Genomic DNA, 14,480 nt, shown 5'->3' with positions numbered 1-14,480 from the left:
CAGAGTAGGGACAAAAATGGGCCGGGACCCCATCGCAAGATCCCGACCCAAGTGGCTACTTGTTCCTTAGAACGGTGAGTCCGGGAAATAGTAGCTTTCTGCGTTGTCTTTGGTGATCAGGGTCGCACCGAGAATGTAGCGACCGGCTACAGGACCGTTGGATTTGAATGCCTGAACAGTTGCATCCATGGCCGTTGCGATCATCGCAGGCGGATAAAGCACGTCGACCGGGATCAGTGTTTCACCATCCATGATGCCCTTGATGATTTCCTTCATGCCGGCACCGCCGACAACAAACATGCCATCACCATCGCGTCCGGCCTGTTTGAGCGCGGCCACAACACCGATTGCGATATCGTCGTCCTGAGCCCAAACCGCATCGATATCCGGGAAGCGGGACAGGAAGTCCTGCATCACTTCAAAGCCGTCGTCGCGGTTCCAGTTCGCATGTTTGTGGTCCAGAACGTTGATGCCGGAACCCTCGATTTCGGCCATGAACGCATCAAAACGCTCATTGTCGATCACGGTCGGTATACCGCGCAGGACAACAATGTTGTCGCCGTCTTTCAAACGGGTCTTCATGTATTGAGCCGAAACCCGGCCGAGTTCCGGGTTATTGCCGGCGACGTAAAGATCCTCAATGCCGGGCTGGCTGAGGCCACGGTCGACGACAGTGATCCAGGCACCGGATTTCTTGACGTTGAGGACCGGGTCGGTAAGCGGCTCGGATTCAAAGGGCAGAACCACCAGTGCATCGATCTGATGCACGGACACAAGGTCTTCCAGGGCGCTGGCTTGTGCTTCCGGGTCGGGAGAGTTGACCAGGATAAGGTCGACATCCGGATAGAGCTCTTCGAGCCTCTTTTCAGCCTGTTCCGCGTGCCAGTTCATGCCCGCAGCCCAGGCATGGGTCGGTGTCGGATAGCTGACGCCGATCTTGATTTTCTCGTCGGCGACTGCGGAGCCTGCAAAGGCAAGCATCCCTGTCAGTGCCATTGCTCCCAAGGCTTTCTTCATAAGCATGGTTTCCTCCTCCAATGCCTTTCACTTGGACGCACCTCTCCCGTCCGGTGCGAACCGGTCTTTAAATTGGGGACGGGACCCTATTCCGTTGAGTTCAGCGCATCTACCTACTTGCTCTTGCCAAGTTTCCAGTCGCTGCGCTGCAGTAGAACCGCAACGATGATGATCAAGCCCTGCATGGTTCCATTCAGGTAGTTCGAGATCAGATCGGTGAAGTTCAAAATGTTGCCGATGGTCGTCAGGATCAAAGCGCCGAGGATCGTGCCACCAATGCGGCCGTATCCGCCCTTCAGAACCGTGCCCCCGATGATCACAGCCGCAATTGCTTCCAGTTCCCAAAGAACGCCGGTTGAGGCAGAAGCAGATCCAAGCCGCGGAACATAGATGATCGTTGCGAAGGAAACGCACAGTCCCTGAATGACATAGGTAAGCGTCTTCACACGGTCGACATTGATCGCGGAATAGCGGGCAACGGCTTCGTTTGATCCGATCGCCGTGCAGTAGCGCCCGAATGCGGTCCGGTTCAACAGCAGCCAGCCGCAGATCGCCACTCCGATGAACACCCAGACCGGGTAGGGCAGACCAAGAAAACTGTCATAGTAGACGGGCCGATAGGTGCCGCGGATATCAAAGTTGAGCGACAAGGTCCCGCCATCGGCGAAGTAGGTCACGAGCGAGCGATAGATGCCCATCGTGCCAAGGGTGACAATGAACGCTTCGATCTTGCCTTTGGTTGTCAGGGCGCCGTTGATCCAACCGGCACCTATTCCGAGCACGACAGCGCAGCCGCAGCCCAGCAGAACCGTTGCGACACCGGTACCCATCGTATCGACCGCGTTGTTCATGATGATGATCATGACGCCGGAAATCGCCGCGGCCATCGAGCCGACCGAGAGGTCGATACCACCGGCCGTGATGACGAAGGTTGCACCGACCGCGATGATGCCGATGAAGGCAGAACGGGTCAGAAGGTTGGTCAGGTTGCCTTCGCTCACGAAAGACGGGTTCAGCAGAAAGCCGATGATACACAGGATCAGAAGGGCCAAAGCCGGTCCGATCGTCTTGAAATCGATGGAAGACCGCTTGGCAGTCGTCTCGGTCGATGAGGTGACCATGGTCAATGAAGTTCCTCCCGTTTCAGCCCGGCGGCGTAACGCATGATTTCGTTTTCGTTGATGTGATCACCGGTCAGAACGCCCGTAATGCCGCCTTCGCGCATCACCACCACCCGGTGGCAGATGCCGATAATCTCGGGCATTTCGGAGGAAATGACGACGACCGAAACGCCTTCGGCGGCGAGTGCTGCGATGAAATGATAGATCTGCTGCTTGGTCCCGACATCGATGCCGCGCGTTGGCTCGTCGATGACGACGATCTTTGGATCGCACTCCATGATCTTGGCGAGCAGCAGTTTCTGCTGGTTACCGCCGGACAGTTTGCCGACGGTGATATCGTTGTCCTTGGCCCTAACGTCGAAACGGCGGATCGCGCGTTCAAGCGCTTCTTCTTCACGTTTGCGGTCGATGGCAAAATTCTTCACGAATTTCGGGAGCGCGAAAAGGGTCAGATTCGGCTGCATCTTCTTGTCGAGCAGCAGCCCCTTTTCCTTCCTGTCCTTGGTCAGATAGGCAAGTCCGGCATCTCGTGCACCGGCCACTGTCATCGTGCCGACATCCCGTCCGAACAGCCTGATTGTTCCACTTTCGATCGGGGCAAGTCCGCAAACCGCTTCAAAAACAGCGGTTCGACCTGACCCGATCAGGCCTGAAAAACCCAGGATTTCACCTTTGCGAAGCCCGAAGCTGACCCCGCTCACGCCCGTTGCAACAAGGTTGTCGACTTCCAGAACCAGTTCTGCGTCGACATCCGCCTCCAGCATCGGGGGATAGAGGTCTGACAGTTCACGCCCCACCATCATCTGAGCCATCAGATCCGGCGTCAGATCCTGCGCATGTCGCGTGTCGATCCATTGACCGTCCCGCAAGATGGTGATCCGATCCGAGATTGCCTTGACTTCATTTAGCTTGTGGGAAACGAACACGATGCCAACGCCGCTTTCCTTAAGCTTCGTAACTTGCCGGAAGAAGACTTCCGTTTCTTCTTCGGTCAGCACCGCGGTCGGCTCATCCATAATCAGAATGCGGGCGTTGCGGCTGACAGCCTTGACGATTTCAACCATTTGCTTCTGCGCGATCGTCAGGTCGGAAATACGGTCGACCGGAGAAATATCCAAGCCGATTTCATCGAGATAGCCCTGTACGGTTGCGCGCATTGCTGCCTTGTCGAGCAAGCCCCTGGATTTGACCTCTCGCCCGAGAAAGACGTTCTCTTCGACCGTCATCTGCTCGGCAAGATTCAGTTCCTGGTGAATGAGCACAATGCCGAGCGATTCGGCTGCGCCATTTGGAGGCAGGTCTGTCTTTTTTCCATCGAGCCGGATCTGACCGGAGGTAGGGTCGTGGAAACCGGACAAGATCTTCATGAGTGTCGATTTGCCGGCGCCGTTTTCGCCGATCAGCGCATGCACTTCTCCCGGGCGCACATCCATGCTCACGCTGAACAGGACCGGCACCGGACCGAAGGATTTGCTGATGTTGACAGCTTCGATGATCGCCGCTTGTGCGGTCGTTTCCATCTGCATTTATGTCTTCCTCCCAAGCGCCGACATGTTTCCTCCACACTGGCGCCATGTTTGGTATGTAAACGTTTTCACGATTGATGTAAACCTTTACATTGCATGTTGTAAACCTTTTCATCAGAGCCAATGCGCTTTATACAGCGTAGAGGGCGTGTAGATTCATGAACTTATTGGGTGCTCGCGCTGCAACATGTCTGGATCAATAAATGAGCGAACCGCTGGAGCGGCCGGCCACAATTGAAGATGTTGCAAAACTTGCGGGCGTGTCGATTGCCACCGTCAGCAGGGCTCTGCGCTCGCCCGAGAAGGTTGCCGAAAGTACGCGGAAAAAGGTAACCGCCGCGATTGCGCGCACGGGCTACACCGCCAATGCCATGGCGCAGAACCTGCGTATGCAACGTTCGCAGATGGTTCTGGTCCTGGCCTCTTCGATTGCAGATCCGAATTTTGCCGGCATTTTGACCGGCCTGGAGAAGGCTGCGGCGGACAGAGGCTATGGCGTCCTGATCGGCAACACGGAAGGCACCACCGGCATAGAGCAGACCTACATGCGATTCTTGTCGACCGGCATGGCGGATGGACTGGTGCTTTTGACTGGCCATATTCCCGTTGCCGGCGAACCGCAGACGCCACTCAGCTCATTGCCGGCTGTTGTTGCAACGGAACGGCCATTGGCGCACTCAGATATCAGTTATGTCGGCGTGGATGACGTTGCCGCCTCAAAAATGGCGACGGAATATTTGATCTCGCTCGGCCATCGGAAGATCGTATTCATCTCCGGAGGACCTGCAGACATTCGAAGTGATTTGAGGCATTCCGGCTACCGCCAGGGACTGAAAGAGACACCGGACGCGCCGAGAGACTGGCGTGTTGAAGGAGACGGAACGGCAGAAAGCGGCCGTGCCGCCGTCGAGCGCCTTTTCATCAAGGATGACCTGCCTACAGCGTTCTTCTGCTTTAACGACAACACCGCAATCGGCGTCATTTCCGCCCTGCAGCTGCGTGGTTACAACGTTCCGGAAGACTTCTCGGTTCTGGGGTTTGACGATATTCCCTTTGCCAACAATTTCACGCCGGGACTGACGACCATTCGCCAGCCTCGTCATCATATCGGCGAAAAGGCCATGACAATCCTCCTGGATCGCTTGGCAAACAGGTCGCTTGAAACCAGGTCGCATCTTTTGCATGGGGACCTGATCGTCCGGGAAAGCTGCGCGGGTGTCAGCAAACGGGCCAGATAGGCCTGAAAGGTCCGTTGCGCGGTATCAGAACACCGTGACCTTTATGCGCTGACACGATCCTTTGCCGGAGCAAGTTCTGCAATTCCTGTCAGCACCTGGTTGGTCACGGCTTTGGTGCCCATGTCTCCACCAAATTCCATCGGTCTCAAGGCGTTTTGTTCAAATGACTCATCTACGGACGAATTGATCAGGTCTGCAGCATCTGCGAGATGAGAATTTCCAAGTTTCTCGGCCAGATAGTCCAGCATCAGGGCTGCGCTCAGGATTGCTGCCAATGGATTGGCCTTGTCCTGCCCCATAATGTCGGGCGCGCTTCCGTGGGCTGGCTGAAACAGGCCGGTCGTCTCTCCGATCTCACCGCAGGCTGCCATTCCCATGCCGCCAACAAGGCCACCTGCAAGGTCGGACAGGATGTCACCGAACATGTTCTCCATCACCAGCACATCGAATTCCCAGGGCTTGCGGACCAGGTCTAGCGCTTGTGCATCAACGTAGTTGTAGCCGACAGGAACGTCAGGATAGGTCTCTTTCACTTCATTGAAAATCTGGCGGAAGAAAGCGAGCGATGTGAAGACATTGGCCTTGTCGACGCAGGTGAGGGTGCCGTTCTTGCCTTTGGCTCTGCGTTTGCGTGCCAGATTGAAAGCAAAATGATGCAGTTTTGTTGTCGTCTTGCGCGTAACGCGAAGGACGTCCTGAACTTCGTCGTTGTTGGCAACAAGCGTGCGCTTGTGGGCGGCTGCCGAATAAAAAAGGCCTTCTGTGGACTCCCGCAGGATAATCAGATCGATACCCGCCGCGCGCGGATCTGCCAGCCGTTGCGGTGCATTCGGATAGGCCTTGACCGGACGCACTCCGGCAAACAGCTCAAAGCGATCGCGCAGCCGCAGGTGCGGAGAGATTTCCGTCCCATCGGCGTGACGGATCGAAGGCATGCCGATAGCGCCGAGAAAAATGGCGTCGGCCTCGCCCGCACGCATTTCACCATCTGGTTCAATGTCGGTTCCGGTTTCCTGAAAATAGCCGGCTCCGGCCAGGATCTCGTCATAGACCGGTAATGCCTGGCCTGTTTTCTGCAGAGCAGCTTCCATGACAGCCATGGCCGCTTCTGCAACATCGACGCCGATCCCGTCACCTTTAATCAGTGCTATTTTCATCGGTAACTTCCTCAATTCCAATCAACGTCAAAACGCTCAACCACCTGGCCAATCTGATCCGGTGTGAGAGATATGGCTCCGGTTCCGCGCAAAAGCAGTGCCAGCCGGGCCGTGGCTTCCAACTCTTCCATTGCATAAACTGCGGCGGTCAGATCCTTGCCGGCCACCACGGGGCCGTGATTGGCAAGCAGGACTGCCGATCGTTTTCCCGCCAGACCCCGCACCGCTTCGCCCATCGCCGGGTCGCCTGGTACAAAGAAGGGCAACAGTTTCACCTTGCCGAGCTGCATGATCCCGTAAGGTGTCAACGTCGGCAGGACGTTTTCCGGATCGATGTCTGGCAAAAGTGTGAGCGCGACCGAATGACAGGAATGAAGATGAACAACCGCACCGGTGTTGCTGCGGGTCTCATAAAAGGCGGTATGAAGCGGGATTTCCTTTGTCGGCTTGTCGCCTGACAAAAGGTCGCCCTTTTCGGACACATGACTGATCCGTGCCGGATCCAGAAACCCCATGGAAGACCCTGTTGGTGTGACCAGCAGGGTGCCGTCGGACAGCCGCAGCGAGATATTGCCCGTCGATCCGTGTGTCAAACCACGGTCAAACATGGATTTCGCCACAAGACAGACCTGCTCACGTGCCGAGGCGATTTCGCTCATACCCGGCCCTCCAGAACAGAAAGCGCTTCGGAAAAGAATTCAGGTCCGCCGAAATTGCCTGACTTCAGGGCAAGGGCGAGGGGGCGTCCGGCAACCTTCAATGCGGGAACGCCCGCTGCGATCTTGGGACCGATCTCAAGCGTGTCTGCCTGGAGGCCCGAGACAACAGCTCCTGAGGTCTCTCCTCCGGCGACCACGATCCTTTTGACCCCTTCATGCGACAAGGCGGCAGCAAGGTTGGCAAAGACTTTCTCGATTGCATCCGCACTATTCTCACGGCCGTATTTGTCCTGTGCGGCGGCAACGATTGCAGGATCCGCTGAAGAATAAAGAAGGGGAGCGGTATCCTGACGGATCGCCCACTCGACGACCTCCTGCAGCGACAGCCTTTGAGACATGATGTCGTCTGCATTCAGTTCGCGCGACGGCGCACTGGCCTTGTAGGCAGCCACTTGGCCGCGAGTGGCTGCGGAACAGGAGCCGGACAGGACAACGGCCTTGCCGGAGACCCCTGCCCAGGAAGACGTTTCAGGTTGAAACCCGAAGTTCTGTGGCAGGCCAAGGGCGATGCCCGATCCGCCGGTCAGAAGTTTCCGTGACGCCGCGGCGCGGCCGAATGTCATCAGGTCTTCGTTGCGGACAGCATCGACGACGACCATGGCCTTGCCGGCCTTTGAAGCGTTTTGGATTACGGCATCCGGACCGGCCCAGACGTCGGAAACAGAGATGTGCTTCACGGATCGCGAAGTTTGCCGTGCGAGCACACGCCGAATGTCGGGATCGGTCATGGGCGTCAGCGGATGGTGCTGCATACCGCTTTCGCTCAAAAGAACGTCCTTGACGAAGAGATGCCCCTGATAGACTGAGCGTCCGTTTTCGGGAAATGCCGGGCAGACCAGAACAGTTTCTTCACCAAGCCGATCTGCCAATGCTTCGGTTACCGGGCCAATATTGCCTGCGTCGGTGGAATCGAAAGTCGAGCAAACCTTGAAAATGATTTGCTGGCAGCCCTGGCTCAACAGCCAGTCACAGGCTTCCAGAGATATTGCAACGGCATCAGCGGCCGCAATGGTGCGTGACTTGAGACCGACAACGCCTGCCTCGATATGATCGTCAATGCTGTGCTCCGGGACACCGACGAATTGTGCGGTCGGCATGCCACCTTCAGACAGCATCAGCGCGATGTCGGATGCGCCGGTAAAATCGTCGGCAATGACACCAAGCTTCATGGCAGGAACACCTTTTCCGGGCCCCGGTCGAGGCGAACGATGTGGTCCGGACCGTGGGAAGGAAACAATTTGCGCACGAGTGGGTCATGCCCGGGAATGACGAGCTCCTTCGAGCTGGCAAGACGCTGAATGGTCTTGAACCCGTTAAGCATGTCGCCAAGGTTGACCACGATCGGAAAGGGTTTTTCCTCCAGGAAGTTTTCATAATAGTGAGACGCGTCGGAGGCGAGGCACAACCAGCCGGCTTCGGTCAGGACGCGCACGACCTGCAGGCCGTCGCTGTGCCCTCCGGTCCGGTGAACCGTCACACCTTCGCGAACTTCGCCGTCCCCCTCATGAAAGATGACCCGTCCCGAATAAAGCCTTTGAACGGCTTCGCAGATATGGTCAGCCGTGAAGGGCGCGTTCAAGGTTCCATGGCACATGCAGGGGCCTGTGGCATATGCCATTTCTGCCGCCTGGAGATGAATTGTGGCGTTTGGGAAATGCCGCAGGCCGCCTGCATGATCGTAGTGAAGATGCGTCACGATGATGGTTGTCACGTCTTCAGGCACGATGCCAAGCGGCGCCAGTGCCTCAGCCGGGTTCAGCCGAATGGGTCGGCCGCGCCGATCGCCTTCTTCCTGGTCGTATCCGGTGTCGACCAGCAGGATTTCGTCACGCTGACGCAGCACCCAGATGAAATAGTCCATGTCGTGGGGCTGATTGTGATTGTCATCGAACAGAAAACTGTCCTTGCGCGTCCTGGCATTCCGGTCGGCATATTTGACTGCGAAGACTTCCCAGGGGGTCATGCGTCCACCTTCTGAAATGTCTTGACGGATTTTTCGGCAATCATGTCGGAGACCCTGGCATCGAAGTCCTTGAAATGGTCGGTCGCAAGATGAAACTGGAATGCAGCAGCATCTTCATAGATTTCATAAAGGAAAACCTCACCCGGCAGATCCGGATCGGTGCAGACATCAAACTGTCTGCACCCTGGTTCGTCTTTCACCGAGGTTTGTGCATTTGCGATCATCAGGGGCATGAAGGCATCCATTTGTCCGTCCTTGATGCGAAACAGCACGGTTACTGCAAACATCGTTTCAACTCCTCCTCACCGGAACAGATGCACCATACTCATTGAGACGGCCGGTATGTAGGTGACTGCAAGGAGCGCGATGATAGCCGCGATGTAAAGATGTGCCATTTTTCTGGCAATCGAGAGCACGCCAACACCGGAAATCCGCGAGGCAACGTAGAGCGTTGCACCCACCGGCGGTGTGAACAGGCCCACGGCAACGTTACAGGTCATGATCACGCCAAGATGCACCGGGTCGACGCCAAAGGCCTTGGCCGTTGGCAGGAACAGTGGTGCGGTCAGCAGGATGGCGGGAACAGGGTCAAGCACGAGGCCCAGAATGAGCAGCACGATGTTGACCAGCAACAGGAACATCCACGGGCCGGAGGAGAACTCCTGAACGAAGGCAACCAGGATCTGGGGCATCTGTTCCAGGGTTATCAGCCAGCCGAGCACAGTGGTCGCGCCGATCACCACCATCACCACCGAACTGGTAACGAAGGAATCGATCAAAAGGCGCGGCAGATCCCTGATCTTGAAGTCGCGATAGACGACTGTCGTCACGAACAGACCATAGACAACGGCGAGAGCTGCAGCCTCCGTCGGCGTGACCCAGCCGGTGAAGATACCGCCAAGGATCAGGATCGGCATGAAAAGGGCAGGGGCCGTGCCGATAAAGGACGATGTCAACTCCTTCAGCGTTGTTGTTCGCCCGCCCGGATCGCAATTGGTCGTTTTGCCCACGTAGTAGCAAACCGCCATGAAGAGCGCGCCGAACAAGACGCCGGGGATCATGCCGCCAAGGAAGAGATCCGCGACGGATACGTTGCCGACAAAACCGTAGATGAGCATGGGAATGGACGGTGGAATGATGATGCCGATGGTTCCCGCAGCTGCGACGAGGCCCGCTGCAAACGCTGTGTTGTAACCCTCTCGCGACATGTTCTTGATCATCACCGAGCCGATGGCTGCAGAATCTGCAATTGCCGAGCCGGAAATGCCGCCGAAGATCATGGAGGCGCCAACGACGACCATGCCGAGCCCGCCCGCCATGAAGCCGAAAGCTGCGCGGGCAAAACCGATGATGCGCAGGCCAACGCCACCGCGGCTCATCATTTCGCCAGCCACGATGAAAAGCGGAATGGCCAGGAAGTGGTTCGGTTCCACACCGCCGATGAAATTCAGGAACAGCGCCTGAAGCGGATATCCAAGATCAAAGACGATGATCGGCAGAACGGCGGTGAGCAGAATAGCCCAAACAAGCGGAATACCGATGAAGACAGAGGTCAGGAAGACCGCCACTACAAAGATCAGTATCATTAAAAGGCCTCCCCGCCGTCAGAATGGGATGCATGAGGCACGACCGGGTTTCTAATGTCGAACACCATGTTGAACAGATGGAAGATCAGCGTCAGCGCCATGCCGGCGGGCATGGAGGCATAAAGCAGTCCGACCGGCCAATAGAGCACCGTGGTCTTCTGCGCCCAGGTATGAACGGAAATGTTGTACCCGGTGTAGATCAGGCTGATCAAAAGGATCGCGATGACGACGTCGATCGCAATCGACAAAATGCGCTGACCGAGCATTGGAACCAGTTTTTCGACAATCTCGGTAACGCGCATATGTGCACCGCGTGCAATGGCCGCCGCGCAGCCGAAAAAGGTGCTCCACAGCAGCAGAAAGCTGGTGACTTCCAGAGACCATGCCAGGTCAAACCCGGCAAATCCGCGAAGGGAAGCGTTGCAGAACACCAGTGTGACGATCGCAAATCCGCCAAGCGCCAGGCAAAAATCGACCATATGGCTGAGCCAGCGCAGCACAGCCGGATAATGCTCTCGGTAATCCAAGGCTCTTCTCTTTTAGGAAAGGGCCGGGACCCTGAGAGTCCCGGCTAGTTGTCGCCCGAAGTGCTTGATCAGTTCTGGGCGGGGAGTGCTTCGCGGATCGCAGCCGCGTCGGCCAGGATCTTGTCGACAGCTTCGTCGCCGTAAACGTCCTTGGCTTTTGAATAAACCGACTGGACGGCATCGCGGAACGGTCCGATTTCCGGAACGCTGACCGTTGCACCTTCTTCGGTCATCTCTGCAAGCTGGCTCTCAACAGAGCTCTTGACGAGGTTGCGGCTGAACGTTGCGGATTCCGCAGCTGCTTTCAACACGGCTTCCTTGTCTTCATCAGAGAAGGACTGCCAGGTCTTTTCCGCAATTGTCAAAGGCAGCGGGCTATAGACGTGACGCGTCAGCGTGATGTTCGGCGCAACTTCATAAAAGCGGAGCGACTTGATCGTATCGACCGGGTTTTCCTGGCCGTTGACGATGCCCTGCTGAATGGAGAGGTAAACATCAGTGATCGGCATGACCACTGTCTGGAAACCGATGGCTTCCATCGACCAGCGGATCATGTCGTTCGGAAAAACGCGCATTTTCATGGATTCCGCGTCGGTCGGAGACGCCAGCGGCTCATTGGTTGTGAAGCTGCGGAAGCCGGCTTCCCAGGTGCTCAGGACACGGAAACCTTTTTCGGGAAGTTTCGCGAACTCACCCTGCAACCACTCGGAATTGTCGTAAAGTTCCCAGCCCTGCTCGTAGGTATCGACCAGAAACGGCATGGCCGTGAGGTTCAGGGTTGGCATATGGGTCGCATAGGAACCTGTTGCGGACACGGTAAAGTCCAGACCGCCCAATTGCAGCAGCTCGATCGCCTTCGGATCGTTGGCGAGCTGCCCGGACGGGAAGATCTGAACTTCGTAACGGCCGTCCGTGTATTCAGCAACCTTTTCAGCGAACAGTTCTGCCGCCGCCTGGCGGGAACCGCCCGGATTGTCGGTGTGGCTGAAACGCAGGGTTTCCACAGCATGTGCGCCACCCATACCGGCAGCAAGGATTGCCGCGCTCAGCAACAGACGGCTCAAACTCTTCTTATCAAGCATTTCGGTCTCCTCCCACGGCCGCTCCAAAAGGCCGTATCGATTTACACATTCGATTGCGTATACGTAAATCAATCCCTTGTCAACTTGGGAAATGTCGACTATCAAAAATCCAACAATGAACGCGCTGATCTTGTTTGATCGGCGAAAGCCGGCTCTGATCGACGAGACTGCCAGTAGGCGGCGCACTCAGACATCGGGTGTCAGCCGGCGGGAGGAAGCAATTGACAAGAAACGGTGGTGAAGCCTTGCGTGTTGCCTGCCTTGGCGCAGGCTACTTTGCTCAATTTCATTATGATGCCTGGCGACGGAACGCGCGCGTCCGCCTGGTGGGCTCCTGCGACCGGGACCGGGAAAAAGCCAAGGCCACGGGTCTGACCGCCTTTGGCGATCTGGAGCACATGCTCAAGATGGCCAAGCCGGATCTGCTCGATATCATCACGCCGCCACCGACGCACTTCGAGGCCATCAAGCTGGCAATCGCAAAGGGTGTGAAGGCGATAATCTGTCAAAAGCCGTTCTGCACTTCTCTGGAAGAAGCAAAAGAGGCAACTGAACTGGCCGAGACCGCCGGTGTTACGGTTGTTGTCCACGAAAACTTCCGCTTTCAACCCTGGTATAGAACCATCCATCAGGCACTTGACGATCGTCTGATCGGAGACGTTCTACAGGTCACATTCCGGCTGAGAACAGGAGACGGGCAAGGGCCGCGCGCCTATCTCGATCGTCAGCCCTATTTCCAGGAAATGCCGAAACTGCTCATTCATGAAACCGGCGTTCACTGGGTCGACACTTTCCGGTATCTGCTTGGTGAGCCGGAGGCTGTGTATGCCGATTTGCGCCGTCTCAATCCGGCAATCAAGGGCGAAGATGCGGGCTATTTCGTCTTTGACTATGCCAATGGAGTTCGCGCACTCTTCGATGGCAACCGTCTTTTGGATCACGCTGCCGAAAACTGCCGCACGACACTTGGAGAAGCTCTGATTGAGGGGGCCGAAGGGACACTGACCTTGTCGGGCGATGGGTCTGTAAGACTACGCCACTTTGGCGATGTGAAGCCAAGCATTCTCCTGGCTGCTCAGAACTGGAATGGCTTTGGCGGCGATTGCGTAAAGAATCTGATAGACCATGTTGTCAACGGTGTGTTGGACGGAATGCCGCTTGAAAACGAGGCGCGCGCGTATTTGAAGGTGATCGCGATCGAACAGGCGATCTACGAATCGAACCGCCTGGGGACGAAAATCCGGGAGTTTGCCCATGCTTGAGGCGCCAAAACCAAAAACGATCACCACCCAGGCGATGGAAAAGATCCGTCAATTGATTTTCGACGGTGAATTGGCAGCTGGCTCCGATCATTTGGAAAGCGAATTGGCGGATCGCCTGGGCATGTCCCGGACACCTGTACGTGAAGCAACGCTGATGCTTGCCCAGCAGGGGCTTTTGGAAGTGCGGCCCCGCAAGGGCGTAAGGATCTCGACCCTGTCGCTGAGAGACATGGAAGAGATCTATGCTGTGCTGACGGAACTGGAGAGCCTGTCTGCGGAACAAGCCGCTGACAAGGGATACTCTGACGAGGATCTCAGTGCACTGAAGCAATCGATAGAGGCCATGGAAGAAGCGCTGGGACGTGAAGATCGTGAAGCCTGGGCAATCGCGGATGACGCTTTTCACGACGAGCTCGTGAGATTGGGCGGCAATTCACGCGTGGAATCCATCGTGTCCATGATGGCGAACCAGGTCCGCCGGGCCCGCGCCATGACGCTCTATATTCGTCCCCTTCCGGTCAAGTCCAACGAAGACCACAGGGCTGTCTATGCCGCGATCAAGAAGGGCTATGCCAACGAGGCGCGTGAACGTCACAGAAGTCACCGGCAACACGCCCGTGAAGTGCTGATCGAGCTGTTGAAAAAACACAAACTGTTTCAGCTTTAGGCCCGCGCAGTGTTGCCTCTGGTGCTGCAAGGGGCCCTTAGGACACGGTTACCCGCCTTGCCAGACCTTGATGGCCTCAATCGGGTATACAAGCATCAGGACGTTCAGGGTCAGATTGTCCCGAATGACCCAAAGTGCCAGCAGTTCAAAAGCGATGGCAGTCAGAATGGTCACCCAAACCGGCATACGCGCCGCAAAGAAGAACCCGGCAAGCATCCAAACAATATCGAAGACGGAATTCAGAACACTGTCGCCGGTATATCCGACGGCAATGGTTGCTTCGCGGTAGCGATCGATAATCCAGGGGCTGTTCTCTGCGATTTCCCAGGCCGCCTCGATCAGGATCGCACCAAGCGCCCGCTCTGCAACAGAGTTGCGACGGAAGAGCAGCCACAGCAGCCAGTAAAAGATAAAACCGTGAATGATGTGGGAGAACGTGTACCAGTCGGCAATATGCTGCGAGGAACCGGCGACATCGTCCGCCGGTGTCCAAAAGAGGACATAGCCGCACTCGCAAATGGGAATGCGCCCCATGGCCAGAAGAATGGCTGCGGTGACGGCGGTCATTGCGATCCCGATGATCAGGCATTTGGTTCGGCTCATTGTCATTCCAAA

At 56.5% G+C, this 14,480-nt stretch carries 15 protein-coding genes; 3 read left to right on the top strand and 12 right to left on the bottom strand.

Annotated features, from left to right (window positions below; genetic code table 11):
• Positions 1-66: 66 nt before the first annotated feature.
• From K1718_RS20790 to K1718_RS20780, 3 genes are all read right to left on the bottom strand, one after another.
• Complete coding sequence (locus tag K1718_RS20790) at positions 67-1,023, bottom strand: substrate-binding domain-containing protein (protein ID WP_152502768.1); 957 nt, start codon at positions 1,021-1,023, stop codon at positions 67-69.
• A gap of 107 nt (positions 1,024-1,130) precedes the next feature.
• A complete protein-coding gene (locus K1718_RS20785; RefSeq protein ID WP_152504383.1) occupies positions 1,131-2,138 on the bottom strand; it encodes an ABC transporter permease in 1,008 nt (335 codons plus the stop codon).
• A gap of 2 nt (positions 2,139-2,140) precedes the next feature.
• On the bottom strand, positions 2,141-3,664 hold the full coding sequence (locus tag K1718_RS20780) for a sugar ABC transporter ATP-binding protein (RefSeq protein WP_152502767.1): 1,524 nt from the start codon (positions 3,662-3,664) through the stop codon (positions 2,141-2,143).
• A 203-nt stretch (positions 3,665-3,867) separates the two neighbouring features.
• Between K1718_RS20780 and K1718_RS20775 the strand changes: the two genes are divergently transcribed.
• The gene (locus K1718_RS20775) at positions 3,868-4,902 is read left to right on the top strand and encodes a LacI family DNA-binding transcriptional regulator (protein WP_152502766.1); all 1,035 of its coding nucleotides are present in this window, start codon (positions 3,868-3,870) and stop codon (positions 4,900-4,902) included.
• Positions 4,903-4,943: 41 nt separating this feature from the next.
• Here the strand turns inward: K1718_RS20775 and K1718_RS20770 are convergent, their stop codons facing one another.
• From K1718_RS20770 to K1718_RS20735, 8 genes are all read right to left on the bottom strand, one after another.
• Positions 4,944-6,059 carry an isocitrate/isopropylmalate dehydrogenase family protein gene (locus K1718_RS20770; RefSeq protein ID WP_265680979.1) on the bottom strand — a complete coding sequence of 372 codons (1,116 nt, stop codon included), beginning with the start codon at positions 6,057-6,059 and terminating at the stop codon, positions 4,944-4,946.
• 11 nt (positions 6,060-6,070) lie between these two features.
• The gene (otnC, locus tag K1718_RS20765) at positions 6,071-6,718 is read right to left on the bottom strand and encodes a 3-oxo-tetronate 4-phosphate decarboxylase (protein ID WP_152502764.1); all 648 of its coding nucleotides are present in this window, start codon (positions 6,716-6,718) and stop codon (positions 6,071-6,073) included.
• Positions 6,715-7,947 carry a 3-oxo-tetronate kinase gene (otnK, locus tag K1718_RS20760; RefSeq protein WP_265680980.1) on the bottom strand — a complete coding sequence of 411 codons (1,233 nt, stop codon included), beginning with the start codon at positions 7,945-7,947 and terminating at the stop codon, positions 6,715-6,717. The genes otnC and otnK overlap by 4 nt, the downstream gene beginning before the upstream one ends.
• Positions 7,944-8,741 carry an N-acyl homoserine lactonase family protein gene (locus K1718_RS20755; protein ID WP_152502762.1) on the bottom strand — a complete coding sequence of 266 codons (798 nt, stop codon included), beginning with the start codon at positions 8,739-8,741 and terminating at the stop codon, positions 7,944-7,946. Before K1718_RS20755 ends, otnK begins: the two co-directional genes overlap by 4 nt.
• On the bottom strand, positions 8,738-9,028 hold the full coding sequence (locus tag K1718_RS20750) for a putative quinol monooxygenase (protein ID WP_265680981.1): 291 nt from the start codon (positions 9,026-9,028) through the stop codon (positions 8,738-8,740). The genes K1718_RS20755 and K1718_RS20750 overlap by 4 nt, the downstream gene beginning before the upstream one ends.
• Positions 9,029-9,043: 15 nt before the next feature.
• Positions 9,044-10,327, bottom strand: a complete 1,284-nt coding sequence (locus K1718_RS20745) for a TRAP transporter large permease (protein ID WP_152502760.1) — start codon at positions 10,325-10,327, stop codon at positions 9,044-9,046.
• Positions 10,327-10,854, bottom strand: a complete 528-nt coding sequence (locus tag K1718_RS20740) for a TRAP transporter small permease (protein ID WP_265680982.1) — start codon at positions 10,852-10,854, stop codon at positions 10,327-10,329. Before K1718_RS20740 ends, K1718_RS20745 begins: the two co-directional genes overlap by 1 nt.
• A 68-nt stretch (positions 10,855-10,922) precedes the next feature.
• Positions 10,923-11,936 (bottom strand): TRAP transporter substrate-binding protein, encoded by a 1,014-nt coding sequence (locus K1718_RS20735; RefSeq protein WP_152502759.1) that lies wholly within the window; start codon positions 11,934-11,936, stop codon positions 10,923-10,925.
• A 221-nt stretch (positions 11,937-12,157) separates the two neighbouring features.
• On the opposite strand from K1718_RS20735, the gene K1718_RS20730 reads away from it, so the two are divergent.
• Together K1718_RS20730 and K1718_RS20725 are read left to right on the top strand one after the other, a co-directional pair.
• Positions 12,158-13,198 carry a Gfo/Idh/MocA family protein gene (locus tag K1718_RS20730; RefSeq protein WP_265680983.1) on the top strand — a complete coding sequence of 347 codons (1,041 nt, stop codon included), beginning with the start codon at positions 12,158-12,160 and terminating at the stop codon, positions 13,196-13,198.
• A complete protein-coding gene (locus tag K1718_RS20725; RefSeq protein ID WP_152502757.1) occupies positions 13,191-13,865 on the top strand; it encodes a GntR family transcriptional regulator in 675 nt (224 codons plus the stop codon). The genes K1718_RS20730 and K1718_RS20725 overlap by 8 nt, the downstream gene beginning before the upstream one ends.
• Positions 13,866-13,913: 48 nt before the next feature.
• On the opposite strand, the gene K1718_RS20720 is transcribed toward K1718_RS20725, so the two are convergent.
• Positions 13,914-14,468, bottom strand: a complete 555-nt coding sequence (locus K1718_RS20720; protein ID WP_265680984.1) for a DUF2585 domain-containing protein — start codon at positions 14,466-14,468, stop codon at positions 13,914-13,916.
• Positions 14,469-14,480 lie beyond the last annotated feature (12 nt).

The sequence above is a fragment of the Roseibium porphyridii genome (assembly GCF_026191725.2).
GTDB classification, from domain to species: domain Bacteria; phylum Pseudomonadota; class Alphaproteobacteria; order Rhizobiales; family Stappiaceae; genus Roseibium; species Roseibium porphyridii.
Note: the sequence above shows the minus strand (reverse complement) of the source record. Positions and strands in the feature narration are given on the sequence as shown.